This is a genomic window from Streptomyces sp. NPDC033229 (genome assembly GCF_055576875.1).
Genome location: NZ_JBVIQR010000025.1, coordinates 107,190 through 122,697, shown reverse-complemented (window position 1 = coordinate 122,697; position 15,508 = coordinate 107,190). Strand labels below are relative to the sequence as shown.

The following is a 15,508-nucleotide window of genomic DNA, read 5'->3' as shown; positions in this document are numbered from 1 at the left end:
GGGGCATTACGGTGGGACACGAGGGCCTCCTGCGGTCGGGTGCAGACGTCGCAATCCACACCGAACCCAGAAGGCCCTCACCTGTTCAAGCACCCAGCACGCGTGTCACCAACGTCCCGGGACAACACACCTAGATCGACTGGTAGCGGGACCGGAGCGGGCTTACATTCGGTTGAGTGGGCCGAAAGGGCCACTGACCCTGTCGCGAGGCACGATGCGCCATGACGACCTCTCAGCCGATAGCAGCGGACGACCCGGGCCGGTCGCGGGCCGGGACCTCGAAGCAGGGCGACGGAAACGGCATCGCTCTTCTCGTCATCGCCTCCTGTCAGCTGATGGTGGTCCTGGACATCACCATCGTGAACATCGCGCTGCCGCACATCCAGAGTTCGCTGCACTTCTCCACCACGAGCCTTTCCTGGGTGATCAACGCCTATACGCTCACCTTCGGTGGTCTGCTGCTCCTCGGCGGCCGGGCCGGTGACATCCTCGGCCGCCGCCGGGTATTCATCTTCGGCGTTCTGCTGTTCGTGCTCGCTTCGCTGCTCGGCGGTCTGGCACAGAACTCCGGTCAGCTCCTCGCCGCCCGTGCGCTGCAGGGGGTGGGCGGAGCCATCGCCTCGCCGACGGCGCTCGCCCTGATCACCACCACGTTCACCGAAGGACCGGCCCGCAACCGGGCGTTCGGCGTCTTCGCCGCGGTCTCCGCCGGAGGCGGTGCGATCGGCCTGCTGACGGGCGGGATGCTCGTCGAATGGCTGGACTGGCGCTGGGTCCTCTACGTCAATGTGCCGATCGGGCTCGCCATCGCCCTCGCCACGCCCCGGCACATCAAGGAGTCCGAGCGCCACCCGGGGCGGTTCGACTTGCTCGGGGCACTGACCTCCACGCTCGGCATGGCCCTGCTCGTCTACGGCTTCATCCGGGCGGCGCAGGACGGTTGGCGGGATGCCATCACGCTCGCGTCGTTCGGCGCGGCAGTGGTGCTGCTGGCGACGTTCATCCAGATCGAAAGGCGCTCGAAGCAGCCGATCACCCCGCTGAAGATGTTCGCCGACCGCAACCGCGCGGGCACCTACGGGATCATGCTGAGCCTCGCCGCCGCGATCTTCGGCATGTTCTTCTTCCTCACGCTCTTCGTGCAGAACGTGCTGGGCTTCAGCCCGCTCCAAGCCGGACTGGCCTTCCTGCCCGTCAGCGCCGTGATCGCGGTGGGTGCGGGAACGGCCTCCCAACTGCTGCCGAAGTACGGTCCGAAGCCCTTCATGGTGCTCGGCGCGATCCTGGCCGCGGCCGGGCTGTCCTGGCTGACGCTGACGGACATCCACTCCACGTATCTGGGCAGCGTCCTCGGCCCCATGCTCGTCTTCAGCCTCGGCATGGGCATGGAGTTCGTCTCGCTGACGCTGATGGCCGTCTCCGGAGTGCCGACCCACGAGACGGGTGCGGCATCGGGCCTGCTCAACGCCACCCAGCAGGTGGGCGGCTCGCTGGGGCTGTCCATCCTCGTCACGGTCTTCGGCACGGCCAGCCGCAACGAGGCCACGGACCAGGTGCCGCAATTCCTCGCCCGGGCCACCCCGGCGGAGCGCGCGCGTTTCGAGCGGACCGGGCAGCTCCCACGGCCCTGGGCCGACCAGGTACTCACCTCGGGAGTCTCGGCTGCCTTCATCGCCGCGGCGGCGTTCACGGTGGCCGCCGCGGTGATCGCCGTACTGGCCATCCAGGTGCGCCCCTCGGACCTGCGGAACCTGCAGGGCAAGCCCGGCGCCGCCGCGGTGGCGGCCCCGGAACCGGCCGGCGCGTTCGCCGCCGCCGACGGCACCGACGCTCCCGTCACCGCACCCGCGGGCGGAGGGGCCGTCACGAAGGCACCCCACCCATCGTCCGCCCGCTGGTGGTACGTGGCCGCGGGCGCCGTCACCGCCGCCGCCACCGCGCTGTTCGCCTTCCTCAGCGCCCGGCGCAGAAACGGCCCGACACGTTAGGGCGATCCGGCACGTCAGGACGAGCCACCCACGCGTGCTTCACGGGCACACCCGGGTGGATCCCGCCGCCCGGGGATCCCTCAGGGGTCTCTCGGGGTCGGGTCAGGGCCGTTCCCCGATGTCGGAACGATCATGCTTGGGGAGACTCGGTCAGGTGAGTCGGCGTCATGGATGCCACTCCCCTTCGATCGATCTCCTTGGAGAGCAGCATGAGCAGTTCCAGGCCCCGTAGGACGAGGCTGTCCGCCCTCGCCCTGTCCGTCCTCGCGGTCGCGGCCACCGTGGGCGGGCTCGTCACCGGCCCCGCCCACGCCGTATCGCCGGCGGACCCGTCGGCTTCCGCGCACGCGGTGCGATCCCCCTTGGACACCAAGGCCCTGCGTGAGGCGATCACCATCCGGCCCGGCGACCAGGCGGCCGGCGCCCTGGCCCGGGTACACAAGTCCGGCCACGAGTGGAGCGGTGCGACAGGGGACATCCACACGGGCAAGCGGATATCCGACAAGGCCCACTTCAGAATCGGCAGCATCTCCAAGACCTTCGAGGCGGTGGTGTTGCTCCAGCTCTCCGCCGAGGGCCGGGTGGACCTCGACGGGACGGTTCAGCACTACCTCCCGGGACTGCTGCCGGACACCTTCCAGCCGGTCACCGTCCGCCAATTGCTCAATCACACCAGCGGTCTGCCGAGCGACTTCGAGGGCGCACCGGCACGGACCGGCGACGAGCAGATCGCCACCCGCTTCGACTACTTCACCTTCGACCAGGTCATCCAGGGCACCCTGCGTCCCGAGGGGAGGACCTGGCCCGGTCCGCACTTCGCGCCGGGCACCAAACAGGAGTACAACTCCTTCGGCTACCGCGTCGCGGGAAAACTCATCGAACACCTCACCGGCCACTCCCTGCAGCGCGAGATCACCGACCGGGTCCTGACCCCGCTGAACATGCGGCACACCTCGGTCCCGGCGGGCAACGCAACACTGCCCCGCCCCTATCTGCCCGGCTATCTGCCCACCAGCACGGGCGGACTCGTCGACGTCAACGAGCAGGGCGGCAACCCCGCTCAGATGATCTCCACAACCGCGGACCTCGACCGTTTCATGACGGCCCTCTTCACGGGTCGGCTGCTGCGCCCCGCCCAGACGGCCGAGTTGCGGGCCCTTCCCCGCGACGCGGACGGCAAGCTCCTGCCGTACGCGAACGGTTCCAACTGCAATGTCGGACACGACAAGGGCTCCGCCTGCTTCAGCGTCGCACTGATGTCCTTCCCGCTGCCCGACGGCACGCTCCTGTGGGGCAAGACCGGGCACGACCCCGGATACGCGAGCGGTGTCTTCGCCTCCGCCGACCTGAGCCGCCGCGCCGTCTACGCCGTGGGCACCGACTCCTTCGGCGACGGCGCGGCCCCCAGGATCTCGGGCCGCCTGGCAGCCGCCGCGTTCGGCTCGAACGGGTAGGGCGGCCTCCCGGCGGCAACCCACCTGGCGGCGACCAGCCGCCCTCCCTCTACGCGTCTCCCTTGCAGAAGGCCGCGGTGGTCGCGGCCTGCCGACATGCTCGATCGGTGTCGGCTCCGTAGGCGATGTGCGCCGTGCGCCACGACTCCGCCGCCCTGTCGATGAATGCCCGGCCGTCGGCCGACGTGCTTGAACGCGGCAATCTCATCGTGTACGGACGCGGAGCCTTTGCCGACGTGAAGGGACAGCGCCAGGATCGCGCTGTCCCAGCCGATTCCGACAGCACTCGGGCCGTAGGTGTCCCGGGCGCTACATGACGGAACGTCAGCTGAGTGCCGCTCCCGTCGGAGGTTCAGGTTCTTCCTTCGGGTTGTCCGCGAGGTGTCTGCCGCGCGCCCACGAGGCGGCAGACGAGATAGATCAGGAAGGAGAGCGTCGTGACGTACGGGCTGATGGGGACCGTGCTGCCGACGGCGAGCAGGATCCCTCCCTCCATCGACACCAGCGCGAAGACGACGCTCAGCACGGGCAACAGGACGGGGGAGGCCGTGACCCGCGCGGCGGCGGCCGCCGGGGTGACGAGCAGCGCCAGGACCAGGAGCGCCCCGACGATCTGCACGCCCAACGCGACCGCGAGCCCGAGGACCAGCATGAACGCGGGGGACAGGGCCCGCACGGGGACGCCCCGGGCCGCCGCCACCTCAGGGTCGACGCTCGCGAACGTCAGCGGCTTCCACATGATCGCGAGGGTGACGAGCGCCACGGCCGAGGTGCCGAGGAGCCAGGACAACCGCGGGGTGTCGACGGCGATGATCTGGCCGGTCAGGATGCCGAACTTGTTCGCCGCCCGGCCCTTGTAGAGGGAGAGGAAGAGCACGCCCAGCCCCAGGCCGAACGGCATGATGATGCCGATGACCGAGTTCCGGTCACGGGCGCGGACGCCGAGCACCCCGATCGCCCCCGCCGCCAGCAGCGAACCGGCGATCGCCCCCGCCACGATGTTCAGGCCCAGGAACAGCGCCACCGAGGCCCCGGCGAAGGACAGCTCGCTGATGCCGTGCACGGCGAACGGCAGATCGCGCATGATCACGAACACTCCGACCAGCCCGCCGACCAGGCCGAGGAGGGCCCCGGCGACCAGCGTGTCGTGGACCAGACCCAGTAGCTCGCCGTAGTCGTCGAAGTCGAATACCTGCCGCGGGACCGTGCCGCTCGCCCCGCCGACGGCCGGATCGCCGCGCCCGCTCACGGCGGCCCGTCGCCCCGCGGACCGCCCCGGTGCTCCGCCGCGGGCCCGTCGGGCTGCTCGCCGAAGTGGCTGTGCGCGGGGCCATCGGCGCCCTCGTCAGGTGCCCCGACCACGACGACGCGGCCCCTGACCCGGACGACGTCGACCTGCGTGCCGTACAGCCGCGACAGGGAGGCCGAGGTCATCACCTCCTCCGGCGGCCCGATCCGGAACCCGCCCCCCGCCAGGTACAGCACCCGGTCCACCATCCCCAGCACCGGGTTGATCTCGTGCGTCACGAACACGACGGCGGTGTCCGCGGCGCGGCGCCGCCGGTCCACCAGCTCGGTGACCGAGCGCTGGTGGTGCGGGTCGAGGGAGAGCAACGGTTCGTCGCAGAGCAGGATCCGCGGGTCGGTGACGAGTGCCTGCGCGATCCGCACGCGCTGCTGCTCGCCGCCCGAGAGCGTGCTGACCGGAACGTCCGCGTACGCGGTGGCCCCGACCATCGCCAAGGCCTCGTCCACCCGGCGGCGGGCCGCGGCGCCCGCCCGCGACGGCCCCCAGCGGTGGCCGTCCAGACCGAGCCGGACCAGGTCGCGTGCCCGCAGGACGGTGTGCACGGGCGGCGACTTCTGCTGGGGAACGTAGCCGATGTCGCTGCTGCCGCGATCGGGGGCGTGACCGAGCACCGACAGCGTTCCCGCGGTGAGCCGCTGCCGGCCCAGGAGCACCCGCAGCAGACTCGTCTTGCCGGAGCCGTTCGGCCCCAGTACTGCCAGGAACTCCCCGGGCCGTACATCGAGGTCCAGATCACGCCACAGCACACGGTCGCCGTAGGACAGCGCCGCGCCCCGCAGACTGATCACCGGCGCTGTCGCCCCCGGGCCCCCGTCGGGAGGTGATCCCCCGGAGGAGAGCGGTGCGGTCGTCTCCGCGTGGTCCATCACGTCCCCAGCGCCCGCCGGAGCGCCCGGACGTTGTCCGTCATCCAGCCCACGTAGTCCTCGCCCGCGGGGAGCGTCTCGGTCACGGGGACCACCGGGATCCCGTTGTCCTCGGCGGCCCGCTTCACCTTCTCCGTCTGCGGACCGGTGGTCTGCTCGTTGTACACCAGCGCCTTCACCCGCTTTCCGGTGAGCAGGTCGAGGGTCTCCCGCAGGCTGCCGGGGGAGACCTCGGTGCCTTCCTCGACGGCTTCGCCGAAGTCCGCCGGTGTCATGTTCCGCAGACCGCCCGCCTCCGTCAGGTACAGCGGCAACGGCTCGGTGACCGCGACCGCGGCGCCTTTGTGATCCGCCTTGATACGCGCCTCCTCCGCCTGAAGGGACGTCAGTTTCCCGTGGAACTCCTCGGCGTTGCGCCGGAAGGCCGCGGCATCGCCGGGGGCGGCCCTGGCCAGCGCGTCCGCGATCCGGTCGGCCAGCTTTCCCATGGCCAGGACGTCGTACCAGAGGTGCTCGTTGAGCTCCTGGCCCGCCGCCGGTGTCTTCCCCGAGACCTGTACGGCGTTCACGACCTCCGCCGAGGAGTTCTTCGTACCACGCAGCATCCGGCCGACGAACCCGTCGTAGCCGCCGCCGTTCACGACAACGACCCGCGCCCGGGAGAGCGCCAGTCGGCTCTGGGTACCGGCCTCGTAGGAGTGCGGGTCCTGTGCCGGGTCGCCGATGATCGAGACGACCTCGACCCGGTCGTCACCGATCTGCCGCACGACGTCCCCGTACACATTCGTCGAGGCGACCACGGGGACGGCGCCCGGCCGACCGGTGGCGGACGGCCCGGCGCCGGACGAACCGCTCCCGCAGCCGAGGGCCAGCGCCGTGCACGCGGCCACGAGCAGAGCCGGACCGCGGGCCGAGGACGCCTTCATGCCGGGCCTCCCGGTCGGACGCTCGAGGCGAGACGATGGTCACTCGATTGTCGCTCGGGGAGCCGGGCCCCTCCACCGGAGCGACGCGGCGCGCCGGACCCGTGAGGGGTGTTCACGCGCTGCTCCGCCAGCCGTACCGGCTCATGCGCACCCGGCGACGGAACCCGGCGAGCACCGGATGCCTGTTCTGCTGCTCGCGGGAGCGGCGGTCGAGCTCGTCCACCAGCCGCCGGGACCGCTCCTCCACATCCAGCTCGTCCAGGATCCGGTCGACCTCGGTCAGGATCGCGCCGTGCAACTGCCACTGACGGGGGTGTTCCAGGACGCGCACCAGAAGCAGGTCGGCGGCCCGGTCGCGGCTGGCGCGGCCCGCGGCGAGCTCACTGACCAGCCGGTCCTCCGCGTTCTCGGCATTGGTGCTCACCTGCGTGGTGATCAGCACGGCGAAGCTCTCGACGGCGAGGGCGAGATGGGTGAACACCTCCTTCAACGCGTTCGCCACCTCCTCCTCGAACAAGGGCTCGTCCGTCCGCTCCTTGGCGAGGTCGGTCAGGGTACGGCAGGTCACCCGCAGCACGACCGCGGCGATCTCCAGGGCGTCGAGGCCGGTCCGCAGCACCACCCGGAAGAGCTGCCCCTCCTTGACCCGGGGATTGAGCCGCAGACTGTCCTCGGCCTGCCGGAGTTCGGCGTCCACCTCGACGATGTCGTGGTCCAGCCGACGGGCCTCGTAGAGCCTGGCCGCGGCCTCCTCGACCGTCGTGCGGCCCTCGACCTCCTCGCCGATGCGCCGCAGCAGACGGCCCATCCGGCGCGACAGGTGCTCGATGGCCTCGCTGGCCGGCTGCACCCACACCGGAGGGGCGAAGAAGACATTGAACAACAGCCCCACGACCGCGCCGATCAGCGTCTCCAGCACCCGGTCCCACGCGCTCTCCGCCACCCGGGTGACCCCGAGGACGAGCATGGCGCTGATCGCCACCTCGGGAACGAATTCCCCCGCCCGCGCGAAACGCCCGATGACCAGGGAGGCGAGGATGATCAGCCCCAGGCTCCACCAGGTGAGGCCCACCATGGTGGAGAAGCCGATGGCGATGAACACCCCCACCACCACGGAGTTCACCCGGCGGATGCTGGTGGTGAGGGTGGAGTAGAGGGTGACCTGGACGACGAGCAGGGCGGTCAGGGGTGCCGTCAGCGGCACGGGCTCGCTGCTCAGCGACAGTGCCACCACATAGGAGATCACCGCGGCGGTGGTGGAACGCAGGGTCTGCGCGACCGCGGGTTCCTTGCCGCGCCGGACGAGGGTCGTCAGGGGATCGGGGAGGTCAGGCACTTAGTGCGTGTTCCCTCTCAGCCGCACCACAGACACCGTCCGACGCCGTGCCACCCGGGTGGCTCCACCCGTCCGACACGCGGCCCGGACCCCGGTTCTCACTCCCTGAGCGGAGGCGTCTCCACCCTGACCGCAAATCCTCAGCGGCTCAGCGGACCGGCCTGGAGTACGGCCGCGACCTCCGCGGGCGTCCAATGCCCCTCGGCTCCGGGGCACCCGGCCAGATAACCGGCCGCCTGGCCGGTGGACCAGCCGTGTGCCTCCATGAGGCCCGAGGCGAGATGCCGGAGATAGCCGGGGGAGGGAGGATGGCCGGCCACCTCCCCGACGGCCCAGGGAGCGGTGAAGGTGACGACGGGAAAGCCGTCCAGGAACCCCGGGCACACCAGGGTCTCGTACCGCCCCGGCCCGATCCGCGCCCGGCCGTGCGCGACTACCTCCCGCAGATCCAGCTCCCGTCCCGGGCTCTCGTACATCTCCTGAGCCGCGATCCCGGAGAACTGCGCCACCGAAACGAGGTAGGCGCGCGCCGGGGTCTCGCCCTCGGCGTCGGGTTCGTAGAAGGCCCGGCCCCCGCCCCAGACGGGCGACTCGGTGGCGAAGTACACGATGCCCGGGAGCAGTACGGCGCAGGAGCGCTCGGGCTGCCGAGGGTCCGCGCAGCCCGGGTACGTACGCGTCCCGCCGGGGTGCCGGCCCCCGGCGAGGTAGTACGTCAGACGCCGCGGGTCCATGTTGGAACCGTAGGCGGCATACCAGACGCGATCGGTGGGCCGGGCGGGCACGCCCGGAGGATCGAGCCGTCGAGGAATGACCACCGTTCACCCGGCCGGTCGAACGGCCTCGGCCTACGACCTGGACAGGGGTGTCAACTTGAGCCGGATCTCCACTTCGTGCTCGCCCGACACCGTGCCGTGCTGCTCGACGTCGAAGACCGCGGCCAGCTTCTGCTGGACCTGGTGCACGGGATGGGCGGGGCCGAAGAGGTCCACGGTGACCGCGCCGGACAGGGGTGCGGGGGCGGACACCGCGTCGCTACGGGTCCGGGCGTCGACGATCGTGCACCAGATCACGGGGTTCTCCGCCGTGGACCGCGACGCGCGGGTCTCGCTGCGCGCCGGACCGGTGCCCTCGGGGAACGCGGTCTCCAGGGCGCCGAACACCACGTTCGCGTCCTCGTGTCCACAGTCGGTCAGATGAACACTGACGTGATCCGCACTCTCGGGGGCGCTCATCACCCGTGCTCCTCTGCCGTCGGGGACTGCCGGGCTCGGAAATCCACTCCCACGGTACGGGGCGGGAGGCGACCCGGCACCACGGCAGGGCCATCCGTGGCCCTGCCGTGATGCCGGGGCGTATTTCGCTGTTACGCGGGGAAAGGTCGGGAACGACCGGGGCCGGCAGCGACAGGCCGCCCCGGCGCGCGTCGTTCACGCGCGGATTCGGATGAGAGGCAAGAGGCATGGCAACAGGCACGGTGAAGTGGTTCAACGCCGACAAGGGATTCGGGTTCATCACCCAGGACGACGGCGGTCCCGACGTTTTCGTCCACTTCTCAGCCATCCAGACCACCGGGTACAAGGAGCTGCTGGAAGGCGCCAAGGTGGAGTACGACGTCACCCAGGGCCCGAAGGGCCCGCAGGCGGAGAACGTCGTGCCGCAGTCCTGAGCTCCGGGCGGGCCCACCGGGAGTCACCCGGCGGGCCCGCCCTCAGCAGCCCCGGCCGGTTGCCGCTCTCGCATCATCAGGCTCCTCGCCCGACGAGGAGGGTCCGCAGGTCGACGATCTCGAAGCCGCGGGCGCGGACGGCGTCGATGATCCGGGGCAGGGCCCACGCGTCGAGGACGGGCTCGTGGCCGTCCGCGCTGCCGACGTGCAGCTGCACGATCTCCCCGGGCGACAGGGCCGCCAAGGCCCGGTCGACAGCCTTTCGGACCGTCATACCGCCGGCCGCACCGCGGTAGCCATTGGTGTCGGCGGTGAATTCGATGTCCGCGAACCCCAGGGCGTTGACCTCCGCGATCCCCTTCGGGGTGGTGGCACTGTAGGGAAAGCGGAAGAACGGCAGCGGCACCGTGCCGGTCGCCTCGCGGATGGCCCGGTCGGCCCGTGACACCTCGTCCACCACCTCGCGGTGGACGAGTCCACCGAACTGCGGGTGGCTGTAGGAGTGATTGCCGATTCCGTGCTCGGCCGCCATCGCCCGCGCCACCTTGGGGTGACGCTCGGCGAACTGCCCCGTCAGGAAGAACGTGGCCGGGGCGTGCCGTCGGCGGAGCACCTGCAATACGGTGTCCACCCCGGCCCCGTCCCACGCGGCGTTGAACGTCAGCGCGACCACCGGCCGTGTGGTGGGAATCCGCCGGATCTCCTTGCCGAACAGACTCCGCACCGGCCCGGGGCCGACGCCGTCCGCGTGTGGTGGGGGCATCTCGCCCCTCGGCGCCCCCACCGGCCCCACGACCAGGGCCACGGTGGCCGACAGGGCGGTCAGGATCCGCGCCGCGGCGGTGGTCAATCGGTTCATACCCACCCAACGCGTCGGCCCCCGGACACGACACGGGCCGACCGCGGACCGCGATGTGTCTACGCGGGCAACCTCAACTCCTACCCTGGGCGATACAATTGAGTCCGGACACATCTCCCGTCAGTCCCGTACGAGGAAGGCAAGTCCGTGAGCGGTCTCAACAAGGGGCTCAGGAAGGTCGAGGTCACGCTCAAGTGGGACCCGAGTCCCTCGGGCACACCGGCCAACGACCTCGACATCGTCGCCGCGACCTACTCCGCGGACGATCCGTACGGCAAGCCCGAGTACGTCGTGCACTTCGACAGTCGGTCACCCGACGGCACCATCACCCTCAACAGGGACAGCCGTACCGGCCAGGGCTTCGGCACCGACGAGGCCATGACGCTGGAGCTGGACCGATTGTCCTCCCGGTACACCCGTGTCGTGGTGGGCGTCGTCATTCAGCAGGGCGACGGGCGGAAGACCTTCGGTGAGGTGCCGAACACCGCTGTCCGGGTCCGTGAGGACCGTACCGAGCTGGTGAACGACGACTTCGTCGGTGTCTTCGACGCCACGGCGGCGACCGTCGCGGAGTTCACCCGGGGCGCCTCGGGAGAGTGGGTGTTCCGCAAGGCCGTCCGCGGATTCGACACCGACCCGGCGTCCTTTGCCGCTCTGATGGGCCGGAACCCGAGCCTTTGACCGGCCAGGGCGACCATCCTGCTCAGCGGGGCGGGCACCGGGCTCGCGACCGGCGGCGCACGTGCCAGACGCCCGCCGCGAGGAGGGAGACCGTGACGAGGACGATCAGGCTGGTGCCCCAGAACCCGCCGACGAGCCGGACGTCCGCCACGGCGAGCGCGGCGGCGGTGGCGAAGGGCACGACGGCGAGGGCGAGGAACCGCAGAACAGCGGCGAGGCCGGCTGCCCGGGGGACGCGGGGAAGACGTCCATGCTGTCCGAGCGGCTCACCCGTGGCGCCCGGGGTGTAGAACCGCACGGCTTTCGCTCCGAGTCGCAGGGTGTTCCTTCGGTAGATCACCGCGAGTGCGGGCACCCAGATCAACGGCAGCACCATGCCCACGAGGAACAGGGCCACGATCGGGGCCGTCGAGATCACCTGGCGGAGCCGGCTGCGTTTCTCTCCCCCGCCCACGAGGCCGAGGAGCGCCGCCATCCTGACGATCAGCGACCATCGTGTCCGGCGGGGGATCCGACCCCGTCCTCCGGAGGGATGACGGCTCACGTCGCTCAGGGCCCGGGCGGCGGCCTCGGTCGTCGGGTACACGTCCTGGAGGACCAGCAGGTCCGCCACCCGTCCTTCGCTTCGGGCGTCGTGCCCGGCGAGGACGGCCAGTTCCAGCATCATGCGGGCCTGGGAGAGCAGGGCCGCCACGAAGCTCAGGGGCACGAGGAACACGAACGGGCCGCCCAGCACGGCGCCGTCGGCCATCGTCATGCGCATCCCGTGGGCGATGACCTCCCTGCGGAGTTCGTCGTCCCCGGCCGACGGCTCGCGCTCCTTCCGGCGGGAAACAGAGGCAGTGGCCTGTGGTCCGAACCTCTGCACCGCGAAGAAGGACAGTTGCTCCGGCATGTGCTGCGGATCGGCCCAGATCCTCGGCAGCAGCGCCCGGGCCTCCACCGTCGCCCGCTCCTCCGGGCGGCCCGGCCACGGCCCACCGGTGGTACGTCCGTTGCCCTTCATCCGGTCGCCCTTCTCGGAACGGTCCTCCTGCACCGGTCGTCCGGCCCGTACCGGTGGCCTTCCACTGTGGGCCCGGCGTAGCCGTGCCCACCTCACCCGTTCCGGGTGACGATGATGCCCCTGCCGACGGTGAACATGAGACGAGAGCACAGGCCGCGAAGCCGGGAGGTGCCATGGGATCCGTCATCGCGCGTGGGGTGGGGCAGCTCTGGACGGCGCGTCTGGCGGTCGTGGCGGCCGTCGGCGCGGGGGTGCTCCTTCGGTGCGTACGCGGAGGTCGTGCAGAGCCCGGCGTACCGTGACGACAAGGTCGGCACCGTCCTGCGGCTGCTTCCCGGCGTGCTGACCCACCTGCAAGGCCCCCGACTGGCGGTCGGCGCGGGCGCCGTCACTGTCGACGGCCCGCAGGCTGTTCTGGTCAGCAACAACCCGTACCGGGTCGGTGACCGTGCGGGACTGGGCAGGCGCGATCGGCTCGACGGCGGGGTACTGGGCATGGTGAGTGTCCAGGTCGACAGTGCGGTCGAGGCGGCCGACCTGCTGCGCGGCCGGCACGCGCCCGGCCTGGTCTCCCTGACCTCCGGCGAGGTCGTCGTCGATGCCGATCAGCCGGAGGTGCAAGCCGGTGTCGACGGTGAGGCGCTGACTCTGCCTACTCCCGTGCACTGCGTGTCGGAGCCCGGTGCACTGCTCGTACGCGTTCCCCGGAACCGCCCGGGCGTTCCGCCGGCGCGACCGCGCCTGGACTGGCGGCGCCTGTGGACGCTCGCCTTCACGACGGGCCGCGCCGCCGGCCCGCCGGCCGCCGAGCGGGTCAAAAACGCCCGCTCCTGTGGCTCCGATCACGATCGGAGCCACAGGAGACCGCGGCAGGGCCGGGGACCTACCCGAGCCGGACGAGCTTCGAGCCGAAGCCCGGTTCGCTCAGGTCCTTCTGCAGCGCCACCGGCACCTTCGCCGCGCCCGGCCCGTCACCCACCGTCAGTACCCCGATCTTCGTACCGGCCTTGGCCTCGTGCGGGACGGCCCGGCCGCCATCGGCGAGCCGGAGCGCGGGCTTGAGCCCCGACCAGCCCACGCTCTGGAGATCGGCGGTGGCCACCAGCGGGGTCCTGCCGCCCAGCCCGTCGTCGACATACCCGACGACCTGGCCCTTCTTCACCACGGTGGCGGAGACGAGGGCGTCGCGGACGCCCTCGATCATCTTCTGGCTGTTGTCCAGTGCGCGCTTGAGATGGGCATTGGAATCCCCGCCGGGCATGCGCTGATCCATCGTCACTCCGAGGATCAGCCGGTCCTTGCCGTCGACCGTCCGGTACGCGGCCCACATCAGGGCACCGCCGGCGGGCGTGTTCGAGCCGGTCTTGATGCCGGCCGTGCCCGGCTGCGTGGACAGGAGCGCGTTGTTGTTGTAGATCGGCTCCTTCAGGCCGGGGATCGTGGCGCTGGGCGTTCGGACGATCTGCCGGAAGACTTCGTTCCGCATGACGGCCTCGGCCAGCTTGAGCTGGTCGACGGCGGTGCTCTTGGTCGACTCCTTCAAGCCGCTGGGGTCGGTGTAGACCGTGTCCTTCATACCCAGTTCCCGGGCGACCTTGTTCATCTTCTCGGCGAACGCGTCCTCGGAACCCGCGTCCCAGCGTGCCAGCCGCCGGGCGGCGTTGTTACTGGAGGGGATCATCATCATCTGGAGCATCTGCTCCTGCGTGAACCGCTGCCCCTCCTTGAGCGGCACCCTCGACTCGTCCGTCTTCGCGGAATCCGCCTCCGCCTGGGAGTCGACCGTGATCTGCTCCCCGCCCTCACCCTTCTTGAGAGGGTGGTCCTTGAGGATCACATACGCCGTCATCACCTTGGCGACGCTCGCGGTCGGCATGGGCTTCTGCTCACCGGACGTCCCCAGACTGCCCGCGCCCACGACCTTCGCGGCGGACTGCCCGTGGTCGGGCCACGGCATCGAGAAACCGCCGCCTTGGAACGTGTAGGACGCCGAGCCCTCCAGGGCGAGCGTCGGCTTCGGCAGCGGCCGCACCAACTGCGCGGTCACCACACCGACCGCGAGCACCACCACCACGGGACCCCAGATCTTGAAGCGCCGCGCGACCGAGCGCATCGGTGTGACCGGCGGGGCCGGGGTGTTCGTCAGCTGCGCCAGCAGATCGAGCGGGGGTCCCGGCCGCTCCTCGATCTGCCCGGCCCCGGGCGGCGTGCCCGGCTGCGCGCCCGGTCGTGAGGTGGTGACGGGACCGGGCACGCCCGTCGGCCGTGCGGCTGCCTTCGGGCCGGAGGTGCCGGCCGTGCCGGCCACCGGAGGCCGCGGCGGGGCGACCGGCGGGACCGGCTCGGGCTTCCGCACCGGCGGCGGTGCCTGTGCCGGCTTCACGGCAGCGGGCCGGCCGGACTTCAGGGCGGCCGGCCGGGAGCCGTCCCCGCTGGGGACGGCGGTGGGCGCCGGGCGCTTTTCCTCGCCCGCCGGCGTACGGGCGGTGGTGTCCTCGCCGGCGTCCTCGCCCGTGCCGACGGCCGGGAGCACCGCCGTCGCCTGCGCGGCGGAATCGGTTCCGCCCGCCGCCCAGCGGGGGGCCTGCCGGGACTCGGCGGGTGCCTTCGCGCCGTCCGACGCGGGCTTCCGCGCGTCCGTGCCCGCCGACATCGAGCGCCTGGGGTCGGCGGGTATGCCGTCGTCGTCGGTACGGGCGTCGTCATCCGTCGACGGGCGCGGCGATGCGGCCCAGGCGGGTGACGCCCCGGCCTTGGTTTTCGGCGCGGTCGCCGGCTCCGATGTCTTCGCCGCCTCAGGTGCCTTGGCCCCGGACCGTGACTTCGTCTCGGCCGGTTCCTTCAGCTCGGCCGGTTTCTTCGGCTCGGACGGTGCCTGCGTGTGTCCGGCCGAGGGCCGGTCCTGCTTCGACTCGTCGGGGGACTCGCCCGTCACCGACAGCTCTTTCATACGCCGCACTGCCTTGCCTGTGTTGTTGATGAGGATCCGCGTCCCGGGGCCATGGCGGTGATGGTGGAGTCCCGCGCACGCCCCGTCGGCGTACAAGACGGGAGGACATACTTTCTGGTTCCCCGTGGAAAACACCTATCTGATCATGAAGGGGGTATTCCTCCGACGCGGGGCACCCGGTCGGCGCTACCGGGCCACCGACGTCCTATTCGGCGATGGCGGTCGAGTGGGACCACGCGAACACCGCGAGCTCGCCGCCGCCCGCCACGGGCTGGGTCCTCGTCGTGTGGGCGAAGTGCTCGTTCCTGTTGAGGTGGGGCACCGTCACCTCGGTCGAATCCTCCTGGCCCGGAGGCAGCCGCCAGGTCGGGGGCAGCTCCGCCGGCCCTCCGACCAGGAAGATTTCCGTTCCGTCCGTCTGAGGCTCGTCGGTGGGCAAGGGTCTCCTCCGCTCGCTGGAAAAC

The 15,508-nt window shown here is 71.1% G+C and carries 14 protein-coding genes and 1 pseudogene; 5 read left to right on the top strand and 10 right to left on the bottom strand.

Annotated elements, in window-relative coordinates:
- Nucleotides 1-221: 221 nt before the first annotated feature.
- Both ACZ53N_RS22420 and ACZ53N_RS22415 read left to right on the top strand, forming a co-directional pair.
- On the top strand, nt 222-1,988 hold the full coding sequence (locus tag ACZ53N_RS22420) for an MFS transporter (RefSeq protein ID WP_469142595.1): 1,767 nt from the start codon (nt 222-224) through the stop codon (nt 1,986-1,988).
- A 209-nt stretch (nt 1,989-2,197) separates the two neighbouring features.
- The gene (locus ACZ53N_RS22415) at nt 2,198-3,442 is read left to right on the top strand and encodes a serine hydrolase domain-containing protein (protein ID WP_469142594.1); all 1,245 of its coding nucleotides are present in this window, start codon (nt 2,198-2,200) and stop codon (nt 3,440-3,442) included.
- 352 nt (nt 3,443-3,794) lie between these two features.
- On the opposite strand, the gene ACZ53N_RS22410 is transcribed toward ACZ53N_RS22415, so the two are convergent.
- The 6 genes from ACZ53N_RS22410 to ACZ53N_RS22385 form a co-directional block, all read right to left on the bottom strand.
- Nucleotides 3,795-4,691 (bottom strand): metal ABC transporter permease, encoded by an 897-nt coding sequence (locus ACZ53N_RS22410; RefSeq protein WP_469142593.1) that lies wholly within the window; start codon nt 4,689-4,691, stop codon nt 3,795-3,797.
- Nucleotides 4,688-5,617 carry a metal ABC transporter ATP-binding protein gene (locus tag ACZ53N_RS22405; RefSeq protein ID WP_469142592.1) on the bottom strand — a complete coding sequence of 310 codons (930 nt, stop codon included), beginning with the start codon at nt 5,615-5,617 and terminating at the stop codon, nt 4,688-4,690. Before ACZ53N_RS22405 ends, ACZ53N_RS22410 begins: the two co-directional genes overlap by 4 nt.
- A complete protein-coding gene (locus tag ACZ53N_RS22400; RefSeq protein WP_469142591.1) occupies nt 5,617-6,543 on the bottom strand; it encodes a metal ABC transporter solute-binding protein, Zn/Mn family in 927 nt (308 codons plus the stop codon). The genes ACZ53N_RS22405 and ACZ53N_RS22400 overlap by 1 nt, the downstream gene beginning before the upstream one ends.
- Before the next feature lie 112 nt (nt 6,544-6,655).
- The gene (locus ACZ53N_RS22395) at nt 6,656-7,879 is read right to left on the bottom strand and encodes an FUSC family protein (protein ID WP_469142590.1); all 1,224 of its coding nucleotides are present in this window, start codon (nt 7,877-7,879) and stop codon (nt 6,656-6,658) included.
- Nucleotides 7,880-8,019: 140 nt separating this feature from the next.
- On the bottom strand, nt 8,020-8,613 hold the full coding sequence (locus ACZ53N_RS22390) for a histone deacetylase (RefSeq protein ID WP_469142589.1): 594 nt from the start codon (nt 8,611-8,613) through the stop codon (nt 8,020-8,022).
- Between the two features lie 114 nt (nt 8,614-8,727).
- Nucleotides 8,728-9,114: a hypothetical protein gene (locus ACZ53N_RS22385; RefSeq protein WP_469142588.1), complete on the bottom strand. Its 387-nt coding sequence runs from the start codon at nt 9,112-9,114 to the stop codon at nt 8,728-8,730.
- A 227-nt stretch (nt 9,115-9,341) separates the two neighbouring features.
- Here ACZ53N_RS22385 and ACZ53N_RS22380 point away from each other — a divergent pair, with 227 nt between their 5' ends.
- Nucleotides 9,342-9,548 (top strand): cold-shock protein, encoded by a 207-nt coding sequence (locus tag ACZ53N_RS22380; RefSeq protein WP_469142587.1) that lies wholly within the window; start codon nt 9,342-9,344, stop codon nt 9,546-9,548.
- A gap of 76 nt (nt 9,549-9,624) precedes the next feature.
- Here the strand turns inward: ACZ53N_RS22380 and ACZ53N_RS22375 are convergent, their stop codons facing one another.
- Nucleotides 9,625-10,407, bottom strand: coding sequence for a polysaccharide deacetylase family protein (locus ACZ53N_RS22375; protein WP_469142586.1), 783 nt, complete (start codon nt 10,405-10,407; stop codon nt 9,625-9,627).
- A gap of 147 nt (nt 10,408-10,554) precedes the next feature.
- Between ACZ53N_RS22375 and ACZ53N_RS22370 the strand changes: the two genes are divergently transcribed.
- On the top strand, nt 10,555-11,088 hold the full coding sequence (locus ACZ53N_RS22370; RefSeq protein WP_469142585.1) for a TerD family protein: 534 nt from the start codon (nt 10,555-10,557) through the stop codon (nt 11,086-11,088).
- A gap of 22 nt (nt 11,089-11,110) precedes the next feature.
- Here ACZ53N_RS22370 and ACZ53N_RS22365 read toward each other — a convergent pair whose 3' ends face one another.
- On the bottom strand, nt 11,111-12,127 hold the full coding sequence (locus tag ACZ53N_RS22365; protein ID WP_469142584.1) for a hypothetical protein: 1,017 nt from the start codon (nt 12,125-12,127) through the stop codon (nt 11,111-11,113).
- A 189-nt stretch (nt 12,128-12,316) separates the two neighbouring features.
- Between ACZ53N_RS22365 and ACZ53N_RS22360 the strand changes: the two are divergent.
- Nucleotides 12,317-12,892: pseudogene (locus ACZ53N_RS22360) on the top strand (diacylglycerol/lipid kinase family protein); the annotation flags it as partial.
- An 85-nt stretch (nt 12,893-12,977) separates the two neighbouring features.
- On the opposite strand, the gene ACZ53N_RS22355 reads toward ACZ53N_RS22360, so the two are convergent.
- Both ACZ53N_RS22355 and ACZ53N_RS22350 read right to left on the bottom strand, forming a co-directional pair.
- Nucleotides 12,978-15,044: a D-alanyl-D-alanine carboxypeptidase family protein gene (locus ACZ53N_RS22355; RefSeq protein ID WP_469142583.1), complete on the bottom strand. Its 2,067-nt coding sequence runs from the start codon at nt 15,042-15,044 to the stop codon at nt 12,978-12,980.
- A gap of 205 nt (nt 15,045-15,249) precedes the next feature.
- Nucleotides 15,250-15,483, bottom strand: a complete 234-nt coding sequence (locus tag ACZ53N_RS22350) for a DUF5988 family protein (RefSeq protein ID WP_469142582.1) — start codon at nt 15,481-15,483, stop codon at nt 15,250-15,252.
- Nucleotides 15,484-15,508: the final 25 nt, after the last annotated feature.

Coding starts and splice junctions, on each gene's coding strand:
- ACZ53N_RS22420 (WP_469142595.1), top strand. CDS start 222: ATGACGACCTCTCAGCCGATAGCAGCGGACGACCCGGGCCGGTCGCGG.
- ACZ53N_RS22415 (WP_469142594.1), top strand. CDS start 2,198: ATGAGCAGTTCCAGGCCCCGTAGGACGAGGCTGTCCGCCCTCGCCCTG.
- ACZ53N_RS22405 (WP_469142592.1), bottom strand. CDS start 5,617: ATGGACCACGCGGAGACGACCGCACCGCTCTCCTCCGGGGGATCACCT.
- ACZ53N_RS22400 (WP_469142591.1), bottom strand. CDS start 6,543: ATGAAGGCGTCCTCGGCCCGCGGTCCGGCTCTGCTCGTGGCCGCGTGC.
- ACZ53N_RS22390 (WP_469142589.1), bottom strand. CDS start 8,613: ATGGACCCGCGGCGTCTGACGTACTACCTCGCCGGGGGCCGGCACCCC.
- ACZ53N_RS22385 (WP_469142588.1), bottom strand. CDS start 9,114: ATGAGCGCCCCCGAGAGTGCGGATCACGTCAGTGTTCATCTGACCGAC.
- ACZ53N_RS22380 (WP_469142587.1), top strand. CDS start 9,342: ATGGCAACAGGCACGGTGAAGTGGTTCAACGCCGACAAGGGATTCGGG.
- ACZ53N_RS22375 (WP_469142586.1), bottom strand. CDS start 10,407: ATGAACCGATTGACCACCGCCGCGGCGCGGATCCTGACCGCCCTGTCG.
- ACZ53N_RS22355 (WP_469142583.1), bottom strand. CDS start 15,044: ATGAAAGAGCTGTCGGTGACGGGCGAGTCCCCCGACGAGTCGAAGCAG.